Source organism: Azovibrio restrictus DSM 23866 (assembly GCF_000429665.1).
Taxonomy (GTDB): Bacteria; Pseudomonadota; Gammaproteobacteria; order Burkholderiales; family Rhodocyclaceae; genus Azovibrio; species Azovibrio restrictus.
Genome location: NZ_AUCH01000019.1, coordinates 46,043 through 66,253, shown reverse-complemented (window position 1 = coordinate 66,253; position 20,211 = coordinate 46,043). Strand labels below are relative to the sequence as shown.

Annotated in this window: 21 protein-coding genes and 1 tRNA gene; 10 read left to right on the top strand and 12 right to left on the bottom strand. The window is 63.3% G+C overall.

The annotated features are described in order from the left end of the window. Window positions 1-273 precede the first annotated feature (273 nt). A complete protein-coding gene (locus G474_RS21170; protein ID WP_156919304.1) occupies window positions 274-549 on the bottom strand; it encodes a hypothetical protein in 276 nt (91 codons plus the stop codon). Window positions 550-551: 2 nt separating this feature from the next. Further along, window positions 552-758 carry a hypothetical protein gene (locus G474_RS0115580; RefSeq protein WP_043464777.1) on the bottom strand — a complete coding sequence of 69 codons (207 nt, stop codon included), beginning with the start codon at window positions 756-758 and terminating at the stop codon, window positions 552-554. Between the two features lie 98 nt (window positions 759-856). Here G474_RS0115580 and G474_RS0115575 point away from each other — a divergent pair, with 98 nt between their 5' ends. Then, entirely contained in the window at window positions 857-1,135 is a 279-nt protein-coding gene (locus G474_RS0115575; RefSeq protein ID WP_026687777.1) for a hypothetical protein, read from the top strand. A 417-nt stretch (window positions 1,136-1,552) separates the two neighbouring features. Beyond that, window positions 1,553-1,966, top strand: coding sequence for a hypothetical protein (locus G474_RS0115570; RefSeq protein ID WP_026687776.1), 414 nt, complete (start codon window positions 1,553-1,555; stop codon window positions 1,964-1,966). Between the two features lie 60 nt (window positions 1,967-2,026). On the opposite strand, the gene G474_RS23565 is transcribed toward G474_RS0115570, so the two are convergent. The 4 genes from G474_RS23565 to G474_RS0115555 all read right to left on the bottom strand — a co-directional run bounded on the left by G474_RS23565 (window position 2,027) and on the right by G474_RS0115555 (window position 4,361). Beyond that, a complete protein-coding gene (locus G474_RS23565) occupies window positions 2,027-2,851 on the bottom strand; it encodes a hypothetical protein (protein ID WP_156919303.1) in 825 nt (274 codons plus the stop codon). 90 nt (window positions 2,852-2,941) lie between these two features. Next, window positions 2,942-3,127 carry a hypothetical protein gene (locus G474_RS21165; protein WP_051282356.1) on the bottom strand — a complete coding sequence of 62 codons (186 nt, stop codon included), beginning with the start codon at window positions 3,125-3,127 and terminating at the stop codon, window positions 2,942-2,944. A 32-nt stretch (window positions 3,128-3,159) separates the two neighbouring features. Further along, a complete protein-coding gene (locus tag G474_RS23950) occupies window positions 3,160-3,705 on the bottom strand; it encodes a site-specific integrase (protein WP_211228131.1) in 546 nt (181 codons plus the stop codon). A 581-nt stretch (window positions 3,706-4,286) separates the two neighbouring features. After that, window positions 4,287-4,361: transfer RNA gene (locus G474_RS0115555), tRNA-Arg, on the bottom strand. Window positions 4,362-4,477: 116 nt separating this feature from the next. On the opposite strand from G474_RS0115555, the gene G474_RS0115550 reads away from it, so the two are divergent. After that, window positions 4,478-6,403 (top strand): ATP-binding cassette domain-containing protein, encoded by a 1,926-nt coding sequence (locus tag G474_RS0115550; protein ID WP_026687774.1) that lies wholly within the window; start codon window positions 4,478-4,480, stop codon window positions 6,401-6,403. A 16-nt stretch (window positions 6,404-6,419) separates the two neighbouring features. On the opposite strand, the gene nhaR is transcribed toward G474_RS0115550, so the two are convergent. Beyond that, window positions 6,420-7,352 (bottom strand): transcriptional activator NhaR, encoded by a 933-nt coding sequence (gene nhaR, locus G474_RS0115545; protein WP_211228130.1) that lies wholly within the window; start codon window positions 7,350-7,352, stop codon window positions 6,420-6,422. A gap of 137 nt (window positions 7,353-7,489) precedes the next feature. Here nhaR and G474_RS0115540 point away from each other — a divergent pair, with 137 nt between their 5' ends. Both G474_RS0115540 and G474_RS0115535 read left to right on the top strand, forming a co-directional pair. Continuing rightward, window positions 7,490-8,125 (top strand): Bax inhibitor-1/YccA family protein, encoded by a 636-nt coding sequence (locus tag G474_RS0115540; RefSeq protein ID WP_156919307.1) that lies wholly within the window; start codon window positions 7,490-7,492, stop codon window positions 8,123-8,125. Between the two features lie 167 nt (window positions 8,126-8,292). After that, window positions 8,293-9,741 (top strand): TrkH family potassium uptake protein, encoded by a 1,449-nt coding sequence (locus G474_RS0115535; RefSeq protein WP_026687771.1) that lies wholly within the window; start codon window positions 8,293-8,295, stop codon window positions 9,739-9,741. A gap of 9 nt (window positions 9,742-9,750) precedes the next feature. On the opposite strand, the gene kdpE is transcribed toward G474_RS0115535, so the two are convergent. Further along, window positions 9,751-10,464 carry a two-component system response regulator KdpE gene (kdpE, locus tag G474_RS0115530; protein ID WP_043464773.1) on the bottom strand — a complete coding sequence of 238 codons (714 nt, stop codon included), beginning with the start codon at window positions 10,462-10,464 and terminating at the stop codon, window positions 9,751-9,753. Further along, window positions 10,461-11,966 (bottom strand): DUF4118 domain-containing protein, encoded by a 1,506-nt coding sequence (locus tag G474_RS21160; RefSeq protein WP_051282355.1) that lies wholly within the window; start codon window positions 11,964-11,966, stop codon window positions 10,461-10,463. Before G474_RS21160 ends, kdpE begins: the two co-directional genes overlap by 4 nt. Window positions 11,967-12,198: 232 nt before the next feature. On the opposite strand from G474_RS21160, the gene G474_RS0115520 reads away from it, so the two are divergent. After that, window positions 12,199-13,404, top strand: coding sequence for an MFS transporter (locus tag G474_RS0115520; RefSeq protein WP_043464770.1), 1,206 nt, complete (start codon window positions 12,199-12,201; stop codon window positions 13,402-13,404). Beyond that, window positions 13,401-13,526, top strand: a complete 126-nt coding sequence (locus G474_RS24480; RefSeq protein WP_281171739.1) for a hypothetical protein — start codon at window positions 13,401-13,403, stop codon at window positions 13,524-13,526. Before G474_RS0115520 ends, G474_RS24480 begins: the two co-directional genes overlap by 4 nt. Here G474_RS24480 and G474_RS0115510 read toward each other — a convergent pair. Then, complete coding sequence (locus G474_RS0115510; RefSeq protein ID WP_026687768.1) at window positions 13,514-14,371, bottom strand: HDOD domain-containing protein; 858 nt, start codon at window positions 14,369-14,371, stop codon at window positions 13,514-13,516. The genes G474_RS24480 and G474_RS0115510 overlap by 13 nt on opposite strands. 157 nt (window positions 14,372-14,528) lie before the next feature. On the opposite strand from G474_RS0115510, the gene G474_RS0115505 reads away from it, so the two are divergent. The 3 genes from G474_RS0115505 to tilS all read left to right on the top strand — a co-directional run bounded on the left by G474_RS0115505 (window position 14,529) and on the right by tilS (window position 17,521). Then, a complete protein-coding gene (locus G474_RS0115505) occupies window positions 14,529-15,170 on the top strand; it encodes an MBL fold metallo-hydrolase (RefSeq protein WP_026687767.1) in 642 nt (213 codons plus the stop codon). Window positions 15,171-15,255: 85 nt separating this feature from the next. Then, a complete protein-coding gene (locus G474_RS0115500; RefSeq protein WP_026687766.1) occupies window positions 15,256-16,224 on the top strand; it encodes an acetyl-CoA carboxylase carboxyltransferase subunit alpha in 969 nt (322 codons plus the stop codon). Continuing rightward, window positions 16,193-17,521, top strand: a complete 1,329-nt coding sequence (gene tilS, locus G474_RS21155) for a tRNA lysidine(34) synthetase TilS (protein ID WP_043464766.1) — start codon at window positions 16,193-16,195, stop codon at window positions 17,519-17,521. The genes G474_RS0115500 and tilS overlap by 32 nt, the downstream gene beginning before the upstream one ends. Here the strand turns inward: tilS and G474_RS0115490 are convergent. Both G474_RS0115490 and G474_RS21150 read right to left on the bottom strand, forming a co-directional pair. Further along, window positions 17,505-18,107: a response regulator transcription factor gene (locus G474_RS0115490; protein WP_026687765.1), complete on the bottom strand. Its 603-nt coding sequence runs from the start codon at window positions 18,105-18,107 to the stop codon at window positions 17,505-17,507. The genes tilS and G474_RS0115490 overlap by 17 nt on opposite strands. Next, window positions 18,076-20,073 carry a sensor histidine kinase gene (locus G474_RS21150; protein ID WP_084513803.1) on the bottom strand — a complete coding sequence of 666 codons (1,998 nt, stop codon included), beginning with the start codon at window positions 20,071-20,073 and terminating at the stop codon, window positions 18,076-18,078. Before G474_RS21150 ends, G474_RS0115490 begins: the two co-directional genes overlap by 32 nt. Window positions 20,074-20,211: the final 138 nt, after the last annotated feature.

Below are 20,211 nucleotides of genomic sequence, written 5' to 3'. Positions count from 1 at the left end.
CAGGGCTCCGAACTCTGCCGGAGGAACAGCCGCCGGAGAATGGCCGCGTACGTCATGCCGCTACCCCCAAAGCGTTCCGGGCCTGGGCCACACGGGCCCGAATATCCAGGTCCTGCAGGTAGCCATTAATCAGGCCCCGCTTTGTGGGGCGCGTCACGCTTTCATAGCGATTCATGGCGACCCAGTCCCGGCCATTGCGGGACACCGTGTAACAGTCGCCATCGCACAGAACGACGTGATAGACACCAGGGCGGACGGGTTTGACAGTCATCATCAAACCCCCGCCAGGGCAGGACGGCCCCGGAGCTTCTGGGCCTGTTCGACCAGACGGGCCAACAGGTGGCCGTCATAGTCCATGATGGCCGCGACCAGGGAGCGCACATCCCGGCAAGGCTTCTGTTTGCCATCCGGACGAATCCAGATGAAGCCACGCTTCAATGCCTTGACCACCTTCTTAGCAAAGCTGAAAGCCATCTTGAGCTGTTCGCCCAGGACCACTTCCCCGGCCTTGATGAAAATCCCGCTTGCTACCTTCCCGCCCTTTTTCATGATCATTCCCCCACGTCAGCTTCCAAGCAGCGCTGGGTCAGCAGCGCCAGATTGATAAAGCGGTACTTGCCTTGATTCACCACCGGCAAATAGCCCTTGTCGCAGAGGCCCCGGACCACGCCTTCATCCAGGCCCACCATTTCCGCAAAGCGGCGCCAGTGCATGAGGGGCACCGGGGGAAGCTGGACAACTTGGGATTCAATGGGCATCGCGCTACACTCCACAACAGACCACTACATTAAGAACATCGTCGGTACATGAGTACATTGTAGGTACCGTACATGCGATGTACAAATGGTAATTAGCTATGATCAGCGAGCGCTTGATTAAAATTATTGATGCCCGCCTTCCACGGAAGGGGGCATTCACTTACCTGGAAGAAAAGACGGGAATTAGCGCCAGGAGCTGGGGGCACGCATACAACAGGCGTTCAGTACCAGGAATCGAACACATCGAAGCCATGGGGGCCTTGTTCCCTGAGTATGCTTATTGGATAATGACGGGGAAGACGATCCCCGAGGCGGGGCAGACAAGCCCCGATCTTGAACAGCTGGAAGAGTTGAAGCGGACCGTCAACGAAGCGTGAAGGGTGCGGATCATCCGTCACCCCGAGTTCCAGGCAGACACCTAGCCATAATTAGCCAGGCATCCACCCAGAAACCTTAACTGGAGTGATGAACCATGCGACTTGCATGCATGATCCTGGCCGCCCTGGTGGCCCTTCCCCTATTCCCTGAATCCGCCCTGGCCGACAGAGCCAGAACCCGAATGGCTCCCAGGTACTACTGGGAGACTGTTGTTTATGTGGAAATTACCCCAGAAGGCATTCCCCAGAATGCCCGGGTTTTATACCCTTCGGGAAACGACAACTGGGACCAACGAGCGGTTTATCAGGTTATGAACCGACTTCATAACCCAGTGATCATAGACGGGCAAGCGGTCCTTGGGTGGCGGCATATCACTATTGGCGGAAGTAATTAGGGTTTTATTTTAGGAGATTACGATGGACAGCCGGATTCCTTTGCCTACAGATAATATCTATAAATTTTATGCGTTGTTTGGTCTGTTGCTTATAGTGTTTTCAATGGGGGCTTTGGTTTATTCGGTTAGTTCTGTAAATGGCCTGGTTTATGAAATTGGGGTGGAATATGCCGTATTGGAATCAAACTCTTCTAGATCAGTTGCAGAAGAGGCGCGGTTCAAATTGCTGGATAAAAAATTTAAGGTTGCCCTGCAAGATAAGGAATTTTACAGGGATTCACTAAGCGTTATACTGGGTTTTGGCATTGTGATGCTGGTTTATGGGTTCTGGAAATGGCATACAGAAGTGCAGCCAGTTCAGGATGAAATGGCGAGATTGAGTCTTGAGAAGCTAAGGCAGGAAGTTGGTCGGCAGGAAGAGCAAGGGCCTAAGTGAAATAATATAAGGCTTCATGTTATAAGCTGCGCAAAAAAGAATTGGGTTTTTAAAGTCCCTTTAAAACCCTACTGGTTTAATGGCTGAAACGCTTTTTACTTGATGATCAGAAGAGTGATCTTTATTTAACCTTCCTTCTCGCGCGGCGATTAATATTTCTATCCCTTTTTCTGAAAGTCGATACTTAGGTATATGGCTTTTGTCGAGGCTCCGGGTTATTAAGTTTAAATCCTCAAGTTTTCTTACATAGTGCTCAACATACATTCTGCCTATTTGCGTCATTTGGATTATGTTGGTGATCGATGTTCCATCATCAGTTGAATTTGCTATGATATTTAATATTTTAAGCTCATCATTTGTGAATGGGGGCGTGGTTTCGTCTTTCTGTATTTCTGTTCTGCTGGTTGGAGGGGTGTTTTGTTCTATGTGGGCAAGCCTGTTTTTGAGTAGGTTGTTGTCCTGAATTAGTTTTTCGATGCGTGATTCGTAATCGTTTTTTTGTCTTTCTGCTGACTCTATTATTTCCCACTTTTCTTCTTTTGTTATTACTGTTTCGCCGTCAATTTTATGTTGTAATTTTTTTAACTCTTGCTGTTTTTTTCGATGGTACTCATATACATGGCGAGCAGGTATTGGATAGACGTATATTATTAATAGTGCAGTTACTGTTGGAAGTAAAGTGCCGTTCAAGAGGTAATCAAGGGGGGTGTTAAATAAATGTGTATTTATATAGTTTAGTTTTTCAACTGCCCCCATGGATGAAATAATTACTAATATAAACTTGTAGTTCCAGCATGCCCATGAAATGGCAAAAGAGGAGAACAGGGGGCTCCCTACACGTTCGTATAGCTGGGCTTTTATTGTTTTTGATAGCTCATCAATCATGTTTTTAAATAAAGTGAGATGGTTTTTTAGGGTGATTGCAATGTAAGGCAGTGCTGTAGAGATGGGCTACAGCAAGTCATATTCTGTTTTTTATTCTGGCTTGTTGGTATCCATATTGGATGTAGTGGCAACCTTGGTCAAGCCCTCTTCTTTCGATTCTTGTTCAATCTGCCAAGCAATAACGCACTTTACCGCTACAGCGGTTGCTTCATCCAGGATGCCTTCGGCCTCAAGGGAACGGTCAAAGTCACCGCCTAGATGTTCCTTCTTCATCATGCTTCCTCCTTGCAAGCTCAGCTTGTTCTAGATTAGCCCAGGCGCCGGGCGATTTCATCCGGCTGAGCGTTGTAATAGACCATCAGAATCCGCAGGTCCCGGATGCCGACCATTCGCGCCAGGTCAAGCACATCCAGTTTCCTGGCTAGCCGGGTAATGGCTTCATGCCGGGTATCGTGGAAATGGAGATCATCAATCAGGGCGCGGGCTCTGGCCTTCCTGAACAGGGCGTCTAGCTGGCTGGGCTGCAGGTTGAAAACCATGGCGGTATCCCTGGGGAGGGATTCCAATATCTTGATGGCGCCAGGGGAGAGGGGGACGGAACGGGGAAAGCCGTTCTTAGTGATGGGCAGGTGAGCCACCGGGCCTTCTATGTTGGCCCACTGTAGGGAACATATCTCACCGGCCCGCATGGCCGTTTCTATGGCGAAGAGGAAGGCAGCGCCAACCCGGGCTGTAGTTGCCCTGGGGGGCTGGCCCTGGATGTAGCCGAAGGCTAATAGGAGCTTGTCGATTTCCAGCTGACTAATCCGCCGGTCCCTGGGCAAGGGGGCCTTGGGCTTGCGGACACCCTTCAAGGGGTTTTCCTTGAGCCATCCCCATTCATTGATTGCCACCGTTACCACGTGATTCAGCAGGCCCCAATCCCGCAGCACGGAAGCCGCCGACACTTCCCTAAGGCGTCTATCCCGCCATGTGGCGAAGTGACCCGCGCCAAGCAGGGGGAGGGGGACCGCTGCAAGTGGGTCCTTCAGGAGGAAATCAATCCGGATGGATTCCCGCCTGCTGCCCCGCTTGGATACAGAGACTTCATCCCGGTAGCGTTCCAGGGCTTTGGAAAAGGGATAGTCAGGGACTTGGCCCGCCTGGAGCGTCTGTATTTCCAGCTCAGTTTTGGCCGACCATGCCGAGGCTTCGGCCTTGGTCCTGAATGATGCGGACTTGCGCACCCCGAGTTTGAACACCTGGGCTTGCCAGCCCTTTCCACGTCGGCGAATAGATGCCATGTCGTAACCCTTGTCGATAGATTGTCGTTAAGACAGTCAGCACAATGGGACACAACCTAACACCAGAAACCCGGGTTAAACAAGTAAGTGCTTGTTTTGTTTGGGTAAAGTGGTGTTTTGTGGAATGTTGAGGAATTGCAGAAAAACCCGTTTGGTCCCCTCGACAGGAATCGAACCTGTATCTAGCGCTTAGGAGGCGCTTGTTCTATCCATTGAACTACGAGGAGAGAGGCGCGTATTCTAGCCGTGCGCTGCGTCCGCGCCAAATCGCTTTTGCCTTCCCTGGGGGCTGGCGGGATTAGAATCCTGCTCCTTCAACCTCTTCTTCTGTTGCGGAATCACCATGCCCCTGTTGAAACTTGACCAGGCCTGCCTGGCTTTTGGCCATGTGCCCCTTCTTGATCACGCGGATTTCCAGCTGGATCCGGGGGAGCGGGTGGCCTTGATCGGGCGTAATGGCACCGGCAAGTCTTCCCTGCTGGCGGCCCTGGTGGGGCAGGGCAGTCTCGACGACGGGCAGGTCTGGCGCCAGCCCGGGGTCAAGGTGGCTTACGTGCCCCAGGAGCCGCCCCTGGAGCCGGACCATTCCGTGTTCGAGGCTGTGGTCTCGGGGCTGGGCGAAATCTCCCGCTTGCTCGCCGACTATCACCAGGTATCCCATGCCATGGGGGAAGCCCAGGCCGACCACGAGGTCCTGCTGCAGCGCCTGCAGCATCTGCAGCATGAGCTGGAGGCTCTGGGCGCCTGGACCTGGCAGGTGCGGGTGGATCAGGTGATCGCCCGTTTCGGGCTGGATCCCGATGCCCGGGTAGGCAGCCTGTCCGGGGGGCAGAAGAAGCGGCTGGCTCTGGCCCAGGCCCTGGCCATCACCCCCGAGGTGCTGCTGCTCGACGAGCCCACCAACCACCTGGACATCGGCGCCATCGAATGGCTGGAGGAGCTGTTGCTGGAGAGTGGCGTGACCCTGTTCTTCATCACCCATGACCGACGCTTCCTGGATCGTCTGGCCACCCGGGTGGTGGAGCTGGACCGGGGCAAGCTGGCCAGCTTTCCTGGCAATTACGGCGAGTACCAGCGGCGCAAGGAGGCCCAGCTGCAGGAAGAAAGCGTGCTCAACCGCAAGTTCGACAAACTGCTGAAGGAAGAGGAAGTCTGGATCCGCAAGGGGGTGGAAGCCCGCCGTACCCGGGCCGTGTTCCGGGTGCAGCGCCTGGAGCAGCTGCGCCTGCAGCGGGCGGCCCGGCGGGAGCGTCTGGGCAAGGTGCAGATGCAGCTGGACGCGGGGGCCAAGAGCGGTGAGCTGGTGGTGGAAATGCACGATGTCTGCAAGGCCTACGGGGAGCAGGTGGTGGTGCGGGGCTTCTCCACCCGCATCCTGCGGGGGGACAAGATCGGCCTGATCGGCCCCAATGGGGCCGGCAAGACCACCCTGCTGCGCCTGATCCTGGGGGAACTGGCGCCGGACAGCGGCCAGGTGCGCCGGGGCACCAAAATGGAAGTGGCCTATTTCGACCAGTTCCGGACCCAGCTGGACCCGGAAGCCAGCCTGGCCCAGGTGATTTCTCCCGGTTCCGACTACGTGGAGATCGGCGGCGCCCGCAAGCACGTGATCGGTTACCTGGAGGACTTCCTGTTCGCCCCGGAGCGGGCCCGTTCCCCGGTCAAGTCCCTGTCCGGGGGCGAACGCAACCGCCTGCTCCTGGCCCGGCTGTTTGCCCGGCCCGCCAACGTGCTGGTGCTCGATGAACCCACCAATGATCTGGATGTGGAGACCCTGGAGCTCCTGGAGCAGCTGCTCCAGGATTACGACGGCACCCTGTTCCTGGTGAGCCACGACCGGGCCTTCCTGGACAATGTGGTGACCCAGACCCTGGCGGCGGAGGGGGATGGCAGCTGGCGCGAATATGCGGGCGGCTACAGCGACTGGGCGGCCTACAAGGCCGGCCTGGAAGCGGCCCAGAAACAGCAGGTTCGGGAAACCGAGGCCAGGAAGGTGGCGGCCAGCGGGGCGAAGAAGGCGGAGCCGGCCAAGCCCCGGGGCGACCGTCTGAGCTGGAAGGAGCAGCGGGAGCTGGAGGCCCTGCCGGAGCGCATCACCGCCCTGGAGGCGGAACAGGCCAGCCTGACGGCCCGTCTGGAAGACCCTGGCCTGTATCAGCGGGAGCCGGAGGCGGCGCGCCAGGCGGCCGAGCGCCTGGCGGCCATCGACGAGGAATTGCTGGAATTGCTGGAGCGGTGGGAGGTCCTGGAGGCCAAGGCCGCCCCCTGATTTTCCCGGGAGGCCTTCAAACGGGCTGGAACAGCCGCTGCTGGCCGGCCATGCGGATGGCCTCGATGCCCGGGTGGCGGATGCGCCGGTCGGCGGAGATGGCAAAGAACTGGTCCCGCACTGCATCGATGGGGCCCAGGCACACGGCGTCGTAGCGTCGGGCCAAGTCCTGGGTGAGCGGGGTCTGGGCTGGGAACACGCCCAGGCCAGTGGCCCCGAAGGTGTCCAGAAGGGCGGTATCCTCGAATTCGGCCAGGACCTGGGGGCGGATGCCATGGGTTTCGAACCACTGGTCCAGGCTGGCCCGCACCGCCGCGTTGCGGGCGGGCAGCAGGAAAGGCGCCCCGTCCAGGCTCTGGGGGAAGCCTTCCCGGTAGCGTTCGGCCAGGGCTGCGGTGGCATAGAAGCTCAGATCGGTCTCACCCAGGGGATGGCTGAACAGGCGCAGGCTCATGCCCGGACCCACCGGGCGGTCGGCGAGGATCACGTCCAGTTTGTGGATCGCCAGATCGGCCAGCAGGGTTTCGAACTTGCCCTCGTGGCAGATCAGCCGCACCCGTTCCGGCAGATGCAGCACCGGTTCCAGCAGGTGATGGGCCACCAGTTTGGGGACCACATCGGTGATACCCACCGTGAGGCGCAGCACGGGTTCGTTGCCGGCGCTCTTGAGGGAGTCCCACAGCTGTTCACCGAGCAGGAAGATTTCGTCGGCGTAGCGCAGGGCGGTCCGTCCGGCTTCCGTGGGAATCAATTTGCGCCCCTGGAGGTCAAACAGCGTGGTGCCGATGGATTGCTCCAGCTGGCTCAGCTGGGCGCTGATGGTCTGGGGCGTGAGTCCCAGCTGCTCCGCGGCCCGGGCCAGACTGCCGGCCTTGGCCACCATCCAGTAGTAATAGAGGTGGCGATAGTTGAGACGGCTCTCTTCGATGTTCGCTTTTTTCGAATTCATGATCCTATTCTCTATGGTTTTTGTGATTGTGCAAAGGCAGTTACACTGCCCGCGTCTATAACTAAAGGAGGTTCCCCATGAGCCTGAATGATCGTTCCTACATGTCCGGCCAGGTCCTGACCCAAGGTAATGTGGGTATGCAGGCCTCTGCCGAATCCCGCAAGGTGCTGCGCAATACTTACATGCTGCTGGCCATGACCCTGGCCTTCAGCGGCGTGGTGGCCGGCGTCAGCGCTGCCCTGGGCCTGCCCCATCCGGGCCTGATCCTGACCCTGGTGGGCTATTTCGGCCTGCTCTTCGCCGTCACCAAGTTCCGTGACAGCGCCCTGGGGGTGGGGCTGGTGTTCGCCCTGACCGGTTTCATGGGCTACACCCTGGGACCCATCATTGGCCGTTACCTGGCGTTGCCCAACGGCGGCGACATCGTGACCATGGCCATGGCCGGTACCGCGGTGATCTTCTTCAGCATGTCGGCCATTGCCCTGACTTCCAAGCGGGACTTCAGCTTCCTGGGCAATTTCCTCATGGTGGGCATCATCGTGGCCTTCCTGGCAGGTCTGGCGGCGGTGTTCTTCCAGATACCCGTGCTCTCCCTGGTGGTGTCGGCTGCCTTCGTCCTGCTCATGTCCGGCCTGATCCTCTACGAGACCAACGCCATCCTCCAGGGGGGCGAGACCAACTACGTGATGGCCACCGTCTCCCTGTACGTGAGCATCTACAACCTGTTTACCAGCCTGCTGCACCTGCTGGGGGTATTCGGCGGCGACGACTGATCCTCGTCCATGGCCGGGCAAGGGGCGGAGTCCTGAAAAGGGATTCCGCCTTTTTTATGTTTTCTTAACGGCAGCTCCCGGATTCTTAGCACGATCTTTAGCCTGCTTCTCCCAGGATGGCGGTCCCCGGCAAGGCCGGACCGTTTTCATCGACTGCCGGAGGGCGCATGCAATATCGACACGTGCTGCGTGTCCTGGGACTGTTTCTCGTGGTTTTCAGCTTCACCCTGTTGCCGCCCTGGCTGCTGGCGCTCTGGGCCGGGGATGGGGAGCAGCAGCCTTTCCTGTTCGCCTTCGTGCTGATCCTGGGGCTGGGTGCCATGCTGTGGCTGCCCGTGCGCCAGTACCGGGGCAATCTGCGCACCCGGGATGGCTTCGTGATCGCCACGGCCTTCTGGGTGCTGGTGGCCCTGGCCGGGGCGCTGCCCCTGATGCTGGCCACCTCGCCCCACATGGACTTCACCGACGCCATGTTCGAGAGCATGTCGGGGCTGACCACCACGGGGGCCACGGTGCTGAGCGGGATAGACGAACTGCCCCTGTCCATCCGCTATTACCGGCAGCAGCTCAACTGGCTGGGCGGGATGGGCATCGTGGTGCTGGTGGTGGCCATCCTGCCGGCCCTGGGGATCGGCGGCATGCAGCTGTATCGGGCCGAGACCCCCGGGCCCATCAAGGATGCCAAGCTGACGCCGCGCATCGCCGACACCGCCAAATCCCTCTGGTACATCTATGTGGGGCTGACCCTGCTCTGCGCCCTGGCTTACTGGTGGGGCGGGATGTCGGCCTTCGACGCCATCTGCCACAGCTTTGCCACCATCTCCACCGGCGGCTTTTCCACCCATGATGCGAGCATGGGGCATTTCCAGAATCCCATTCTGGAAAACCTGGGGGCGTTCTTCATGATCCTGTCCGGGGTCAATTTCGCCCTGCACTTCATGGTCTGGCATGGACGCAGCCTGCGCCCCTACCTGCTGGACGAGGAAAACCTGTTCTACCTGGGCATCATCGGCCTGGCCCTGGTCCTGGTGGCCCTCCTGCTCGTCACCGGCAGTAGCATGCCCCTGGGGACGGCCCTGCGCCTGGCCTTTTTCCAGGTGGCCACCTTCATCACCAACACCGGCCTGTCGTCTTCCGACTATTACAACTGGCCGGTGGCGGCCCAGGTGTTGCTGCTCTTCATCAGCATCGTGGGCGGCTGTGCCGGGTCCACGGCCGGGGGGATCAAGGTGATGCGCTTCATGCTCCTGCTCAAGCAGGGCAACCGGGAAGTGCAGCTGCTGATCCATCCCCAGGCGGTGATCCCCATCAAGCTCGGCAACCGTTCCGTGGATGCCCGGGTGACCAGTGCCGTGTGGGCCTTCTTTGCCGTCTATATCGCCGTATTTGCCCTGTTCATGCTGATCCTGACGGCCACCGGGATGAATCAGGAAACCGCCTTTTCCGCCGTGGTGGGGACCATCAACAATCTGGGGCTGGGATTGGGGGAGGTGAGCAGCGGCTTTGGCGCGGTTACCGACACGGGTAAATGGACCCTGGTGCTCTCCATGCTCATGGGGCGGCTGGAACTCTTTACCGTGCTGGTCCTGTTCTCGCCCCGCTTCTGGCGCAGCTGAGGGCGGGCTTCAGGCGACGAAGCGGTAGCCGACCCCGGATTCGGTGCGGATGTGGCGGGGCAGGGTGGGGTTGTCCTCCAGCTTGCGCCGCAACCCCGCCATGTACACCCGCAGGTAGTGGGCATGCTCCACGTGGTTGGGGCCCCAGACTTCGCTGAGTAACTGGCGGTGGGTGAGCACCCGGCCGGCGTTGGCCACCAGCAGGGTGAGCAGCCGGTATTCGATGGGGGTCAGATGCACGGTCTCTCCGGCCCGACGCACCAGGCGCTGGGCCAGGTCCACTTCGATCTGGCCGAAGGCAAACACCGGCCCCGCCTCCTGGCCCCGATGGGCGCGGCGTAACAAGGCCCGGACCCGGGCCAGGAGTTCGGGGATACCGAAAGGTTTGCCCAGGTAATCGTCGGCGCCCGCATCCAGGGCCTGGACCTTGTCGGCCTCGTCGGTCCGGGCCGACAGCACCAGAACCGGCAGGCCGGACCAGCTGCGCAGCTCCCGGATCAGCTCGATGCCGTCCCCGTCCGGCAGGCCCAGGTCGAGGATCAGCAGGTCGGGCTTGCGGGTACCGGCTTCGATCAGGCCCCGGGCCAGGGTGTCGGTTTCATGGGTCTGGCAGCCTTCGGATTCCAGGGCGGCGCGCAGGAAGCGGCGGATCTGGGGCTCGTCCTCGACGATCAGGACCACCGGGGCAGGGCCCTCGGCCGGGATGGGTCTGGTGTTGCTCATGCTTCCTCCTGGGGCAGGGCCGGGGGATTTCCCACGGGCAGGCGGATGCTGAAGCAGGCGCCGCCTTCCGGCAGATTCCCGGCCTCGATCCTGCCCTGGTGGGCTTCGACGATGCTGCGCACGATGGCCAGCCCCAGACCAACGCCGGGGATGGCCGATTCATCCCGGCCCCGGGTGAACTTTTCGAACAGCTGCTGTTCCCGGCCCGGGGGCAGGCCGGGGCCGTTGTCGCATAACTGGATGCAGACCCGGTCGGCCTGGCAGGGGTCCGGTTCCGCCCGGATCGTCACGGTGCTGCCGGGGGGCGTGTACTTGGCTGCATTTTCCAGCAGGTTGCAGAACACCCGCTCCATGAGCACCGCATCCAGTTCGAGCAGGGGCAGGTCCGCCGCCAGCTCCACCCGGACCTGGTGGCCCGCCAGTTGGGGCGCCCGGGCCTGCAGGGCCGCTCCCAGGACCTCTTCCAGGGGCTGCCATTCCTTTCTCAGAGTCACCGGGCCCGACTGCAGGCGGGCCATGTCCAGCAGATTGTTCACCAAGGCGCTGGTGCGCAGGGCCTCTTCGCGGATGGCCTGGGCCAGCTCTTCCTCCTCCCGGGGCAGGTGGCCGGCCAGCACCAGGGAATCGGCCAGCCCCACCAGGGCCGTGAGGGGGGTACGCAGATCGTGGGAGAGGGCCCCCAGGAGGGAGTTGCGCAGGCGTTCCGACTCCATCTGCAACTGGGCTTCCTGGGCCACCTGGATGTAATGCACCCGTTCCAGGGCGATGGCCACCAGGGAGGCTCCGGTTTCCAGCAGCTGCTGCTGTTCTGGGGTTTCCTGCCAGGGGCCGGGTCCCACCGCCAGGGCCAGGATGCCCCGGAGGCGCATCGGTGATTTCAGGGGCTGCAGATGCCAGCCGTCCCCAGTTAGAGGCTGGCCGGTGCGGGCGCTGTCCCTGGCCAGGGCGAGGGGAGGGGCGGCGGCGGGGTTCCCCGGCGGGAAGAGCTGCAGCGCTTCCGCCGTGTCGGGCAGCAGCAGGCGGGCCTCGGACTGGAAGCCCCGGCGTACGAAATGGCTGACGATCTCCTGTATCTGTTCCAGGCTCAGGGCGGCGGACAGGTCCCGAGCCATTTCGTACAGGGCCGTCATGCGCAGTTCCCGGCCCCGGGCCACTTCCGCCTGTCGGCTCAGGTCGGTGGTCAGGTGGGTGGTGATCAGGGCCACGGCCAGCATCACGGCAAAGGTGAGCAGGTATTGCATGTCGCTCACGGCGAAGGTGAGGCGGGGATGCACGAAGAAGAAATTGAAGGCCGCCACGGACAGGAAGGCCGCCAGGATGCCGGGCCCCCGGCCCAGGCGCACGGCAGCCAGCAGCACGGCCAGGAGGAACAGCATGATGATGTTGGCCAGATCCAGGCGGTCCCGCAGGGGCAGGGCCAGCAGGGCCACCCCGGTCACGGCGGCGGCGGCCCACAGATAGGCGGGGGCGGGCCCGGGGCCCGCAGGGCGGTGGAGATGCATGGGGCCTAGTCTAGCAAGCGGCCGGGGGTTTTCCGGCCCTTGCGCTGCAGCAGCCAGGCGACCAAGAGCAGCGGGGCAAAAATGACCAGCAGGGCGGAGAGAAAGTGGAGCAGGTCTTCCATGGTCGGGGCAGGTGGGGCTTTCAGGCGCAAGGTAAGCCATGGGGCGTTAAGAATTCGTAAAAATTGGGGGGCTGGTCTTATCATCGCCGTTTTGCCCGTTCCCGCTCTCCATGCTGCCTGCCCGCTGGCGTACCCCCGCCCTCATCATCACCTGCGCCTGCCTGATCCTCACCCTGTCCATGGGGGTCCGGCACACGGCCGGGCTGTTCCTGCAGCCCATCACCCAGGGCCAGGGCTGGAGCCGCGAGGTCTTTTCCTTCGCCATCGCCCTGCAGAACCTGGTGTGGGGGCTGGCGTCCCCCTTTGCCGGTGCCTTTGCCGACCGGCTGGGAGCGGGGCGCACCCTGGTGGTTTCCGCCCTGCTGTATCTGCTCGGCCTGCTGGGCATGGCCCTGGGGGGCAGCGAGGCCCTGTTCGATGTCTCCGCCGGGTTGCTGGTGGGGCTGGGGCTCTCCGGTACCACCTTTGCCGTGGTGATGGGCGTGGTGGGGCGGCATGTGGCGCCGGCGCGGCGCAGCCTGGCCCTGGGAGTGGTGGGGGCGGGCGGCTCCTTCGGGCAGTTTGCCGTGCTGCCCGTGGGCCAGGCCCTGATCAGCGCCCACGGCTGGCAACTGGCCCTGGTGTTCCTGGCCCTGGGCATAGCCCTGATCGTTCCCCTGGCGGCGGCCCTGGCCGACGGTCCCGCCCAGATTCCTGCCGGCGCTTCCCAGTCCCCGGGCCAGGCCTTGCGCCAGGCCGGGGGGGAGCGGAGCTTTCATCTGCTGTTCTGGAGCTACTTCGTGTGCGGCTTCCAGACCGCCTTCATCATGCTGCATCTGCCCGCCTACCTGGTGGATGCCGGATACAGCGCCAACGTGGGCATGACGGCGGTGGCCCTGATCGGGCTCTGCAACGTGGCCGGCTCCTTCCTGTTCGGCTGGTGGGGCGGGCTGTACAGCAAGAAGAACCTGCTGGTGGCGATCTATGCCCTGCGTGCCGTGGCGGTGCTGGCGTTCCTGGGCATTCCGGCGGGGCTGCCCGGGGTCTGGCTGTTTGCCGCCGCCATGGGCCTCTTGTGGCTGGGCACGGTGCCCCTCACCAACGGCCTGGTGGCCCAGATCTTCGGGCTGCGCTACATGTCCATGTTGAGCGGCGTGGTGTTCCTGGGACACCAGCTGGGTAGTTTCCTGGGGGCCTGGCTGGGCGGCCGAATCTTCGACCAGACCGGCTCCTATGGCCTGGCCTGGGGCCTGGTGCTCGGGCTCTCCCTGGTGGCGGCGCTCCTGGCCTGGCCGATCCGGGAGCAGCCCCTGGCCGGGCAGGAGGCCCGGGCGTGAAGCGGCGGCTGGCCTGGCTGCTCCTGGGGCTGCTGTTTGCCTGGCTCCTGTACCGGCTGTTCCTGGCTTACCAGATGCCGGAGCTGCTCTTTGACTGGCAGAACCTGCGCTATTGCGGCTGAGGCGGCTCGATGGGGCCGCTCTCCGGGGGCGCCAGGCCCAGGCGCTGGCCCAGGGCTTCTTCGGACAGGTTGAGCAGCTGGGCGATGGCCTTCAGGTCGTCCGGGAGGGCCGTGTCGTGCCAGCCGTGGGCCAGGTGCCGGGCCAGGTTGACGGCCAGCACCACGTTCCTGACCCGGGGTTGTTCCGCGTGTTCGTCGTCGATCAGCTTCAGGAGCAGGTCGGGCAGGTGCCAGGCCTTGCACAGGGCGGTCTGGATGTCCTGCAGGCGGATGCCCAGGACCTGTTCCTGGGCGCTCTGGCTGCGTAACTGCGGGTTGAGCGTCTGCATCTCGCGGATGCGCAGGGCCAGTTGGGGCGCGAAGCAGTACAGCAGGATTTCGGCCAGATCATGCAGCAGGGCGGCCAGGGTCACCTCCTCCACATTCACGTCCACGCGCCAGATGGCCCATTCCTGGGCGTAGTGGGAGGCCTGCTGGGCCCGGCGGATGACCTGCAGGGCCCCCAGCAGGGCCTGGGGCGGGCAGCCCTTGAGCGTGTCTTCCAGGGTGGAAAGCTGTTCGAAGCGTTTGAAGAAGGGTTCTATGCCCAGCATCATGATGGCCCCGGCGATGGTGGTCACGTCATGGTGCAGGCGCTTGCCGGTCAGGGGCTGGATGTAGGCCAGCACCCGCACGGCCATGAGGGGGTCCTGGAGCACGATGCGGGCGATGGCCTTGCCCGACACCTGATCCATGTTTTCCCGGGCGGTTTCCAGCTGGCGGCGGGTGTGGCGCAGGACAGGCAGTTCCCGCTCGCTGAAATACACCACCCAGTCGTCCAGTTCCTGCAAGGGATGGTCGAGCATACCTGTCTCTCCACTCGAAAAAAGCGATACAACTTTTTGATTTAAGCGCGTTTATAGCAGTTTTCCCCGGCGCCGGATAGCCACCGGGCAGGGGCCCCGGGCCGGGCTGAAACGGCCGTGCCATAATGGCGCCCCCGTCACTCATCTGCTTCTCGCCATGCGTTACACCATCGTTCCCGTGACCCCCTTCGAACAGAACTGCACCCTGCTCTGGTGCGAGGCCAGCCGCCAGGCGGCGGTGGTGGACCCGGGCGGGGACGTGGAGCAGATCCTCGCCGCCCTGGCCCGGGAACAGCTGACCCCGGTCCTGATCCTGGTGACCCATGGCCACATCGACCATGCCGGCGGGGTGGCGGAGCTGGCCGAACGGCTGGGCCTGCCCGTGGAGGGGCCGGGCGAGGCCGACCGCTTCTGGGTTGACGGCATGGCCGAGCAGAGCCGCATGTTCGGTTTTCCTCCCTGCCGCAGTTTCGTGCCCAGCCGCTGGTTGCAGGACGGAGACCGGGTCCGCTTCGGCGAAGTGGAGCTGGAAGTCCTGCACTGCCCCGGGCATACCCCGGGCCATGTGGTGTTTCACGACCGGCCGGGGCGCCTGGTGGTGGTGGGCGACGTGCTCTTCAAGGGTTCCGTGGGACGCACCGATTTTCCCCAGGGCAGCCATGCCGATCTGATGCGCTCCATCAAGGAAAAGCTGTTTGCCCTGGGCGACGAGGTGGACTTCATCCCCGGGCACGGCCCCATGTCCACCCTGGGAGAAGAGCGCCGCTACAATCCTTTCGTGGGCGGGCGCTACGGCTGAGGCTGGCCGGGCCTCCGGAAGCAAACCGGGAAAATCGGAAAATTTGGGGGTAAAATCCCCGCCTCCCAAAATTTTTGGCCCCCGGATGAAAACCACTTTCCTCGATTTTGAGCAGCCGATTGCCGAGCTGGAGAACAAGATTGAAGCCCTGCGCTTCGGCCAGGAAGACTCGGCCGTCGATATATCCGAGGAGATCGACCGGCTGGCGGAAAAGAGCCAGTCCCTGACCAAGGAAATCTACGCCAAGCTGACCCCCTGGCAGATCGCCCAGGTGGCCCGTCATCCCCAGCGCCCCTACACCCTGGACTACGTGGCCCACATCTTCACGGATTTCGAGGAGCTGCACGGGGACCGGGCTTTTGCCGACGACAAGGCCATCGTCGGCGGGCTGGCCCGCTTCAACGGTCAGCCCTGCATGGTGATCGGCCACCAGAAGGGGCGCGACACCAAGGAAAAGATCTACCGCAACTTCGGCATGCCCCGGCCCGAGGGCTATCGCAAGGCCCTGCGCCTGATGAAACTGGCGGAGAAATTCCGCATTCCCGTGTTCACCTTCGTCGATACCCCCGGGGCCTATCCCGGCATTGACGCGGAGGAGCGGGGCCAGTCCGAGGCCATCGGCCGCAATCTCTACGAGATGGCCGGGCTCAAGACCCCTGTCATCGTCACCATCATCGGCGAAGGGGGCTCCGGCGGCGCCCTGGCCATCGCCGTGGGGGACGTGGTGCAGATGCTGCAGAACTCTACCTATTCGGTGATCTCCCCCGAAGGCTGTGCCTCCATCCTCTGGAAGAGCGCCGAAAAGGCCTCCGAGGCTGCCGAGATCATGGGCATCACCGCCCCCCGCCTGAAGTCCCTGGGGCTGATCGACAAGATCGTGCACGAGCCCTGCGGCGGCGCCCACCGGGACCATGGGGCCATGGCCCACGCCCTGAAGAAGGCGCTCCAGGATGGGCTGAAGCATCTCCAGGCCCTGTCTACCGAGGCGTTGCTGGAGGCCCGCTTCGAGCGTCTCATGGCCTATGGCCGCTTCAAGGAACAGCACCCCCGCTGATCCCCTTCTGGGGCTCGCGGCCTGGCTGCAGCCCCGCCTGCCCGCCGGGGCCGAGCTCTGGGTCGGGCTCTCCGGCGGCCGGGATTCCGTCGTCCTCCTGCACCTGCTCCGGCAACTCCTGCCCTCCGGGCAGCTGCGGGCCGTGCACGTGCATCACGGCCTTTCTCCCCATGCCGACGCCTGGGCCGGTTTCTGCGCCGAGCTGTGCCGGGACTGGAGCATTCCCCTGACCCTGCAGCGGGTCCAGGTGTCCCGGGCTCCGGGACCCGGCCTGGAGGCGGCAGCCCGCCAGGCCCGCTACCAGGCCTACCGGGATTGCGGCATCCGCTATCTGGCCCTGGCCCACCACCGGCGCGATCAGGCCGAAACCTTGCTGTTCAATCTCTGCCGTGGCACCGGCGTGGCCGGCGCCGCCGCCATGCCCGGGCAGCGGGCATGGCAGGACATGGTGTTGCTGCGGCCCCTGCTGGCCTGGAGCGGGGCTGCGGTGGCGGCCTACGGGGCCCGGCACGGTCTGGCCTGGGTGGAAGACGAGAGCAACCAGGATCAGGCCTACAGCCGCAACTTCCTGCGGCACCGGGTGCTGCCCCTGCTGGAATCCCGCTTTCCGGCGGCGGAGGCGACCCTGGCCCGGGCGGCCGGGCATTTCGCCGACGCCCGGGAGTTGCTGGCGGAACTGGCGGCTCAGGATCAGCTCCTGGTCCAGGGGCGGGTGGCGCCCCTGCTGAATCTGTCGCCGGCCCGGCAGGCCAACTGGCTGCGGCACTGGCTGGCGGCAGCCGGGTGGCATCCGCCGGAAGCGGCAGCCCTGGCGGAAGCCCTGCGGCAACTGGCGGTGACTCCAGCGGATGGCCATTTCGAACTCTGCCTGGCCGAGGGCGCTGTGCGTCTCTGGCGGGGCCAGCTGTACCGGGTGCCTTTCCCGGGGCCGCTGCCGGCTCCCTGCGCCTGGGACGGCAGCGGCGTGCTGGACTGGGGCGGCGGCCGGCTGCAGCTTCGGCCGGGGGCGGCGGGCATCCGGCCGGACGCCCTCCTGGGGCGGCGGCTGGAACTGCGTTCCCGTCAGGGGGGGGAATGCCTGCGCCTGGGGCCCGGGCGCCCCAGTCGGCCCTTGAAGAAACTGCTGCAGGAAAGCGGGGTTCCCCCCTGGGAGCGGCCTTTGCTGCCGCTCTTGTTCCTGGACGGGGAGCTGCTGGCCTGCCCCGGGGTGGGGGTGGCGGCGGCCTGGCAGAGCGGGGCCGGGGAGCCGGGACTGTTGCCCTGCTGGGAGGGCCCCGGGCTCAGCTGCGGCGATTGAGGAGCTGGGCCAGCTCCACGGCGGTCTTGACGCCCATCTTGTCCAGCAGCCGGGCCCGGTGGACTTCCACGGTGCGCATGCTGATCTTCAGTTCGTCGGCGATCACCTTGTTGAACTTGCCCGCCAGGATCAGCTCCATCACCTGTTTTTCCCGGCTGGTGAGGGTGTCGAGGCGGGCCGCGATGGTCTGGGCCGAGGCCTGGGCGCTGCGCTGGCGGGCGTCATGGTCCAGGGCTTCCAGGACCCGATTGGCCAGTTCGTTGTCGTTGAAGGGTTTTTCGAAGAAGTCATAGGCCCCCTTTTTCAGGGCGGCCACGGCCATGGGCACGTCGCCGTGGCCGGTGAGGAAGATGGTGGGCAGGGTGATGCCCTGCTCTTGCAGGGTTTCGAACAGCTCCAGGCCGCTCATGCCGGTCATGCGGATGTCCAGCACCACGCAGCCGGACAGCCCTTCGGGCCCGGCGGCGAGGAAGTCCTCGGCGCTCAGGTAGCTGCGACAGGGAATCTGCCGGGACTGGAGCAGCCAGGCCAGGGCGTCGCGGATGGCTTCGTCGTCATCGACCAGATGGGCTTGGGGTGTGGGCATGGATTTCCTCGGGCAGGGTGAAGGCGAAGACGGTGCCTTGGCCGGAGAGGCTTTGCGTGTTGGGCTCGTACCACAGCCGGCCCCGGTGGAATTCGATGATGGAGCGGCAGATGGACAGGCCGATGCCCATGCCGTCAGGCTTGGTGGTGTAGAAGGCCTCGAACAGGCGCTGGGCGGTTTCCGGGGGCAGGCCGCAACCCTGGTCGGCCACGGCGACCACCGCCTCGCTGCCTTGCTGCCAGGTGCGCACCGTGATGCGGCGCAGGGGGGCTTCGGTGGCGGCCATGGCGTCCATGGCGTTGCGGAACAGGTTGAGCAGCACCTGCTCGATCATCACCCGGTCGGCCAGCACCGGGGGCAGGGGTTCGCTCCGCTGATATTCGATGTTGATGCCGTGCTGGCGGGCGTCGGCTTCCACCAGGGCCAGGCTGTCGCCGATCACGTCTTCCAGGCAGCAGGGTTGCAGCTTGGGTTCGCTCTTGCGCACGAAGTCCTGGACCCGACGGATGATCTCCCCGGCCCGCTGGGCCTGTTTGCTCAGCTTGTCCAGGGCGGCGCGGATTTCCTCCGCCTGCCAGTGGTCGCTTTCCAGCCGGTTGGCGCAACCGGTGGCATAGCTGGCGATGGCGGCCAGGGGCTGGTTCAGTTCGTGCGCCAGGGTGGAGGCCATCTCCCCCATGGTGACGAGGCGGGAAGTGAATTGCAGCTTTTCCTGCTGCTGCCGGGCCAATTCCTCGGCCCGGCGCTTTTCCGTCACGTCCAGCACCGAGCCCATCCAGCCCGTGTGTTCGCCGTTGCCGTCGATCAGGGGCGATTCGTAGATCAGGGCCCGGAAGGGGGAGCCGTCCTTGCGCCGGAAATTGATCTCGAAGCCATCCCTGGGGGCGTTGCCGGACAGTACCGCCCGGTTCAGGGCCATGGTTTCCTCGATTTCCTCCGGGTCCCAGTAGGGCATGGGCGGCAGGTGGCCGATCAGTTCCTCGGCAGAGAAGCCGGTCATGCGGCAGAAGGCTGGATTCACATAGATGATCTTGCCCTGCAGGTCCCGGGCCCGCATGCCGGCGGTGAGGGAATCCTCCATGGACTGGCGGAAGGCGTGTTCCTGGCGCAGGGCGGCTTCCACGGTCAGGCGGCTGCGGATCAGCTTGCGGATGGCCCAGAGGCTCCAGAACACCCCCAGGGCCAGGCCGACGATGGCCACCGCCAGGATGCGCTGGGCGGTGATGTCCGCCGAGCGGTAGGCGGTCACTTCCAGTCCCATGCCGTAACCGGGTGGGTCCAGGGGGAGCAGGTAATTGAGGCTGGGGGTGCCGGCTACCTTGGACTTGGTGGCATATTCGTTGCCGCCATCATCGATCATGCGCACCCGGTATTTTTCCGCGAACCACCAGGGCACCTGGTTACGCAGCAGGATGTCCAGGTCCAGTTCGGCGAGCAGGAAACCGGTGAAACGGTTGTGTCTGAAGATGGGGACCAGCAGGGTCTGGCGCGGGCCTTCCGGCCCCAGGCTGGGGCGGCCGTAGCTGGGGCGGCCCAGGGCCTTGGCCTGCTCGAACATCTCCAGGTATTCGGGTTTGGAGGGGGTGGCCGAAAGCACCGGCAGGGTGTCGATGGCTTGCCCCTGTTCATCCATCAGGTTGAGGCGGGCCAGCTCCGGCAGGGTCTTCAGGAGGTGCAGGCCGCGCAGCCGGAAAATGTTGCCCCGGCCCTCCTGGCTGCCGATGTCCAGGGCCAGCTGCTGCAGCTGGCCCTCGTTGCCGGAGAGGTGGAAGCGCAGGTTCTGTTCCAGCCACAGGACGTCACCGATCAGGCTGGCCTTCTGTTCTTCCAGGTCGTTGCGGTGCAGCAGCCAGAGCAGGGAAATCACCGCCAGCACGAGCAGCACCACCCCCAGCTTGGGCAGGGCCAGCATCCAGCTGATCCGGGCTGGCGCATGGGGAGGAGGGGGGTTGAGACGGGGGTCCATGGGGCTGATCTTACCGCATGTATACCTGTGGCTTTCCACAATACGAGGTGTGTAACGGTTTGTACATAATGCAATCGGCACCCCGGGTATGGCCCCGCGGGAGACCTAAACATTTGTTAAAAAATTTGGAGGAGATGA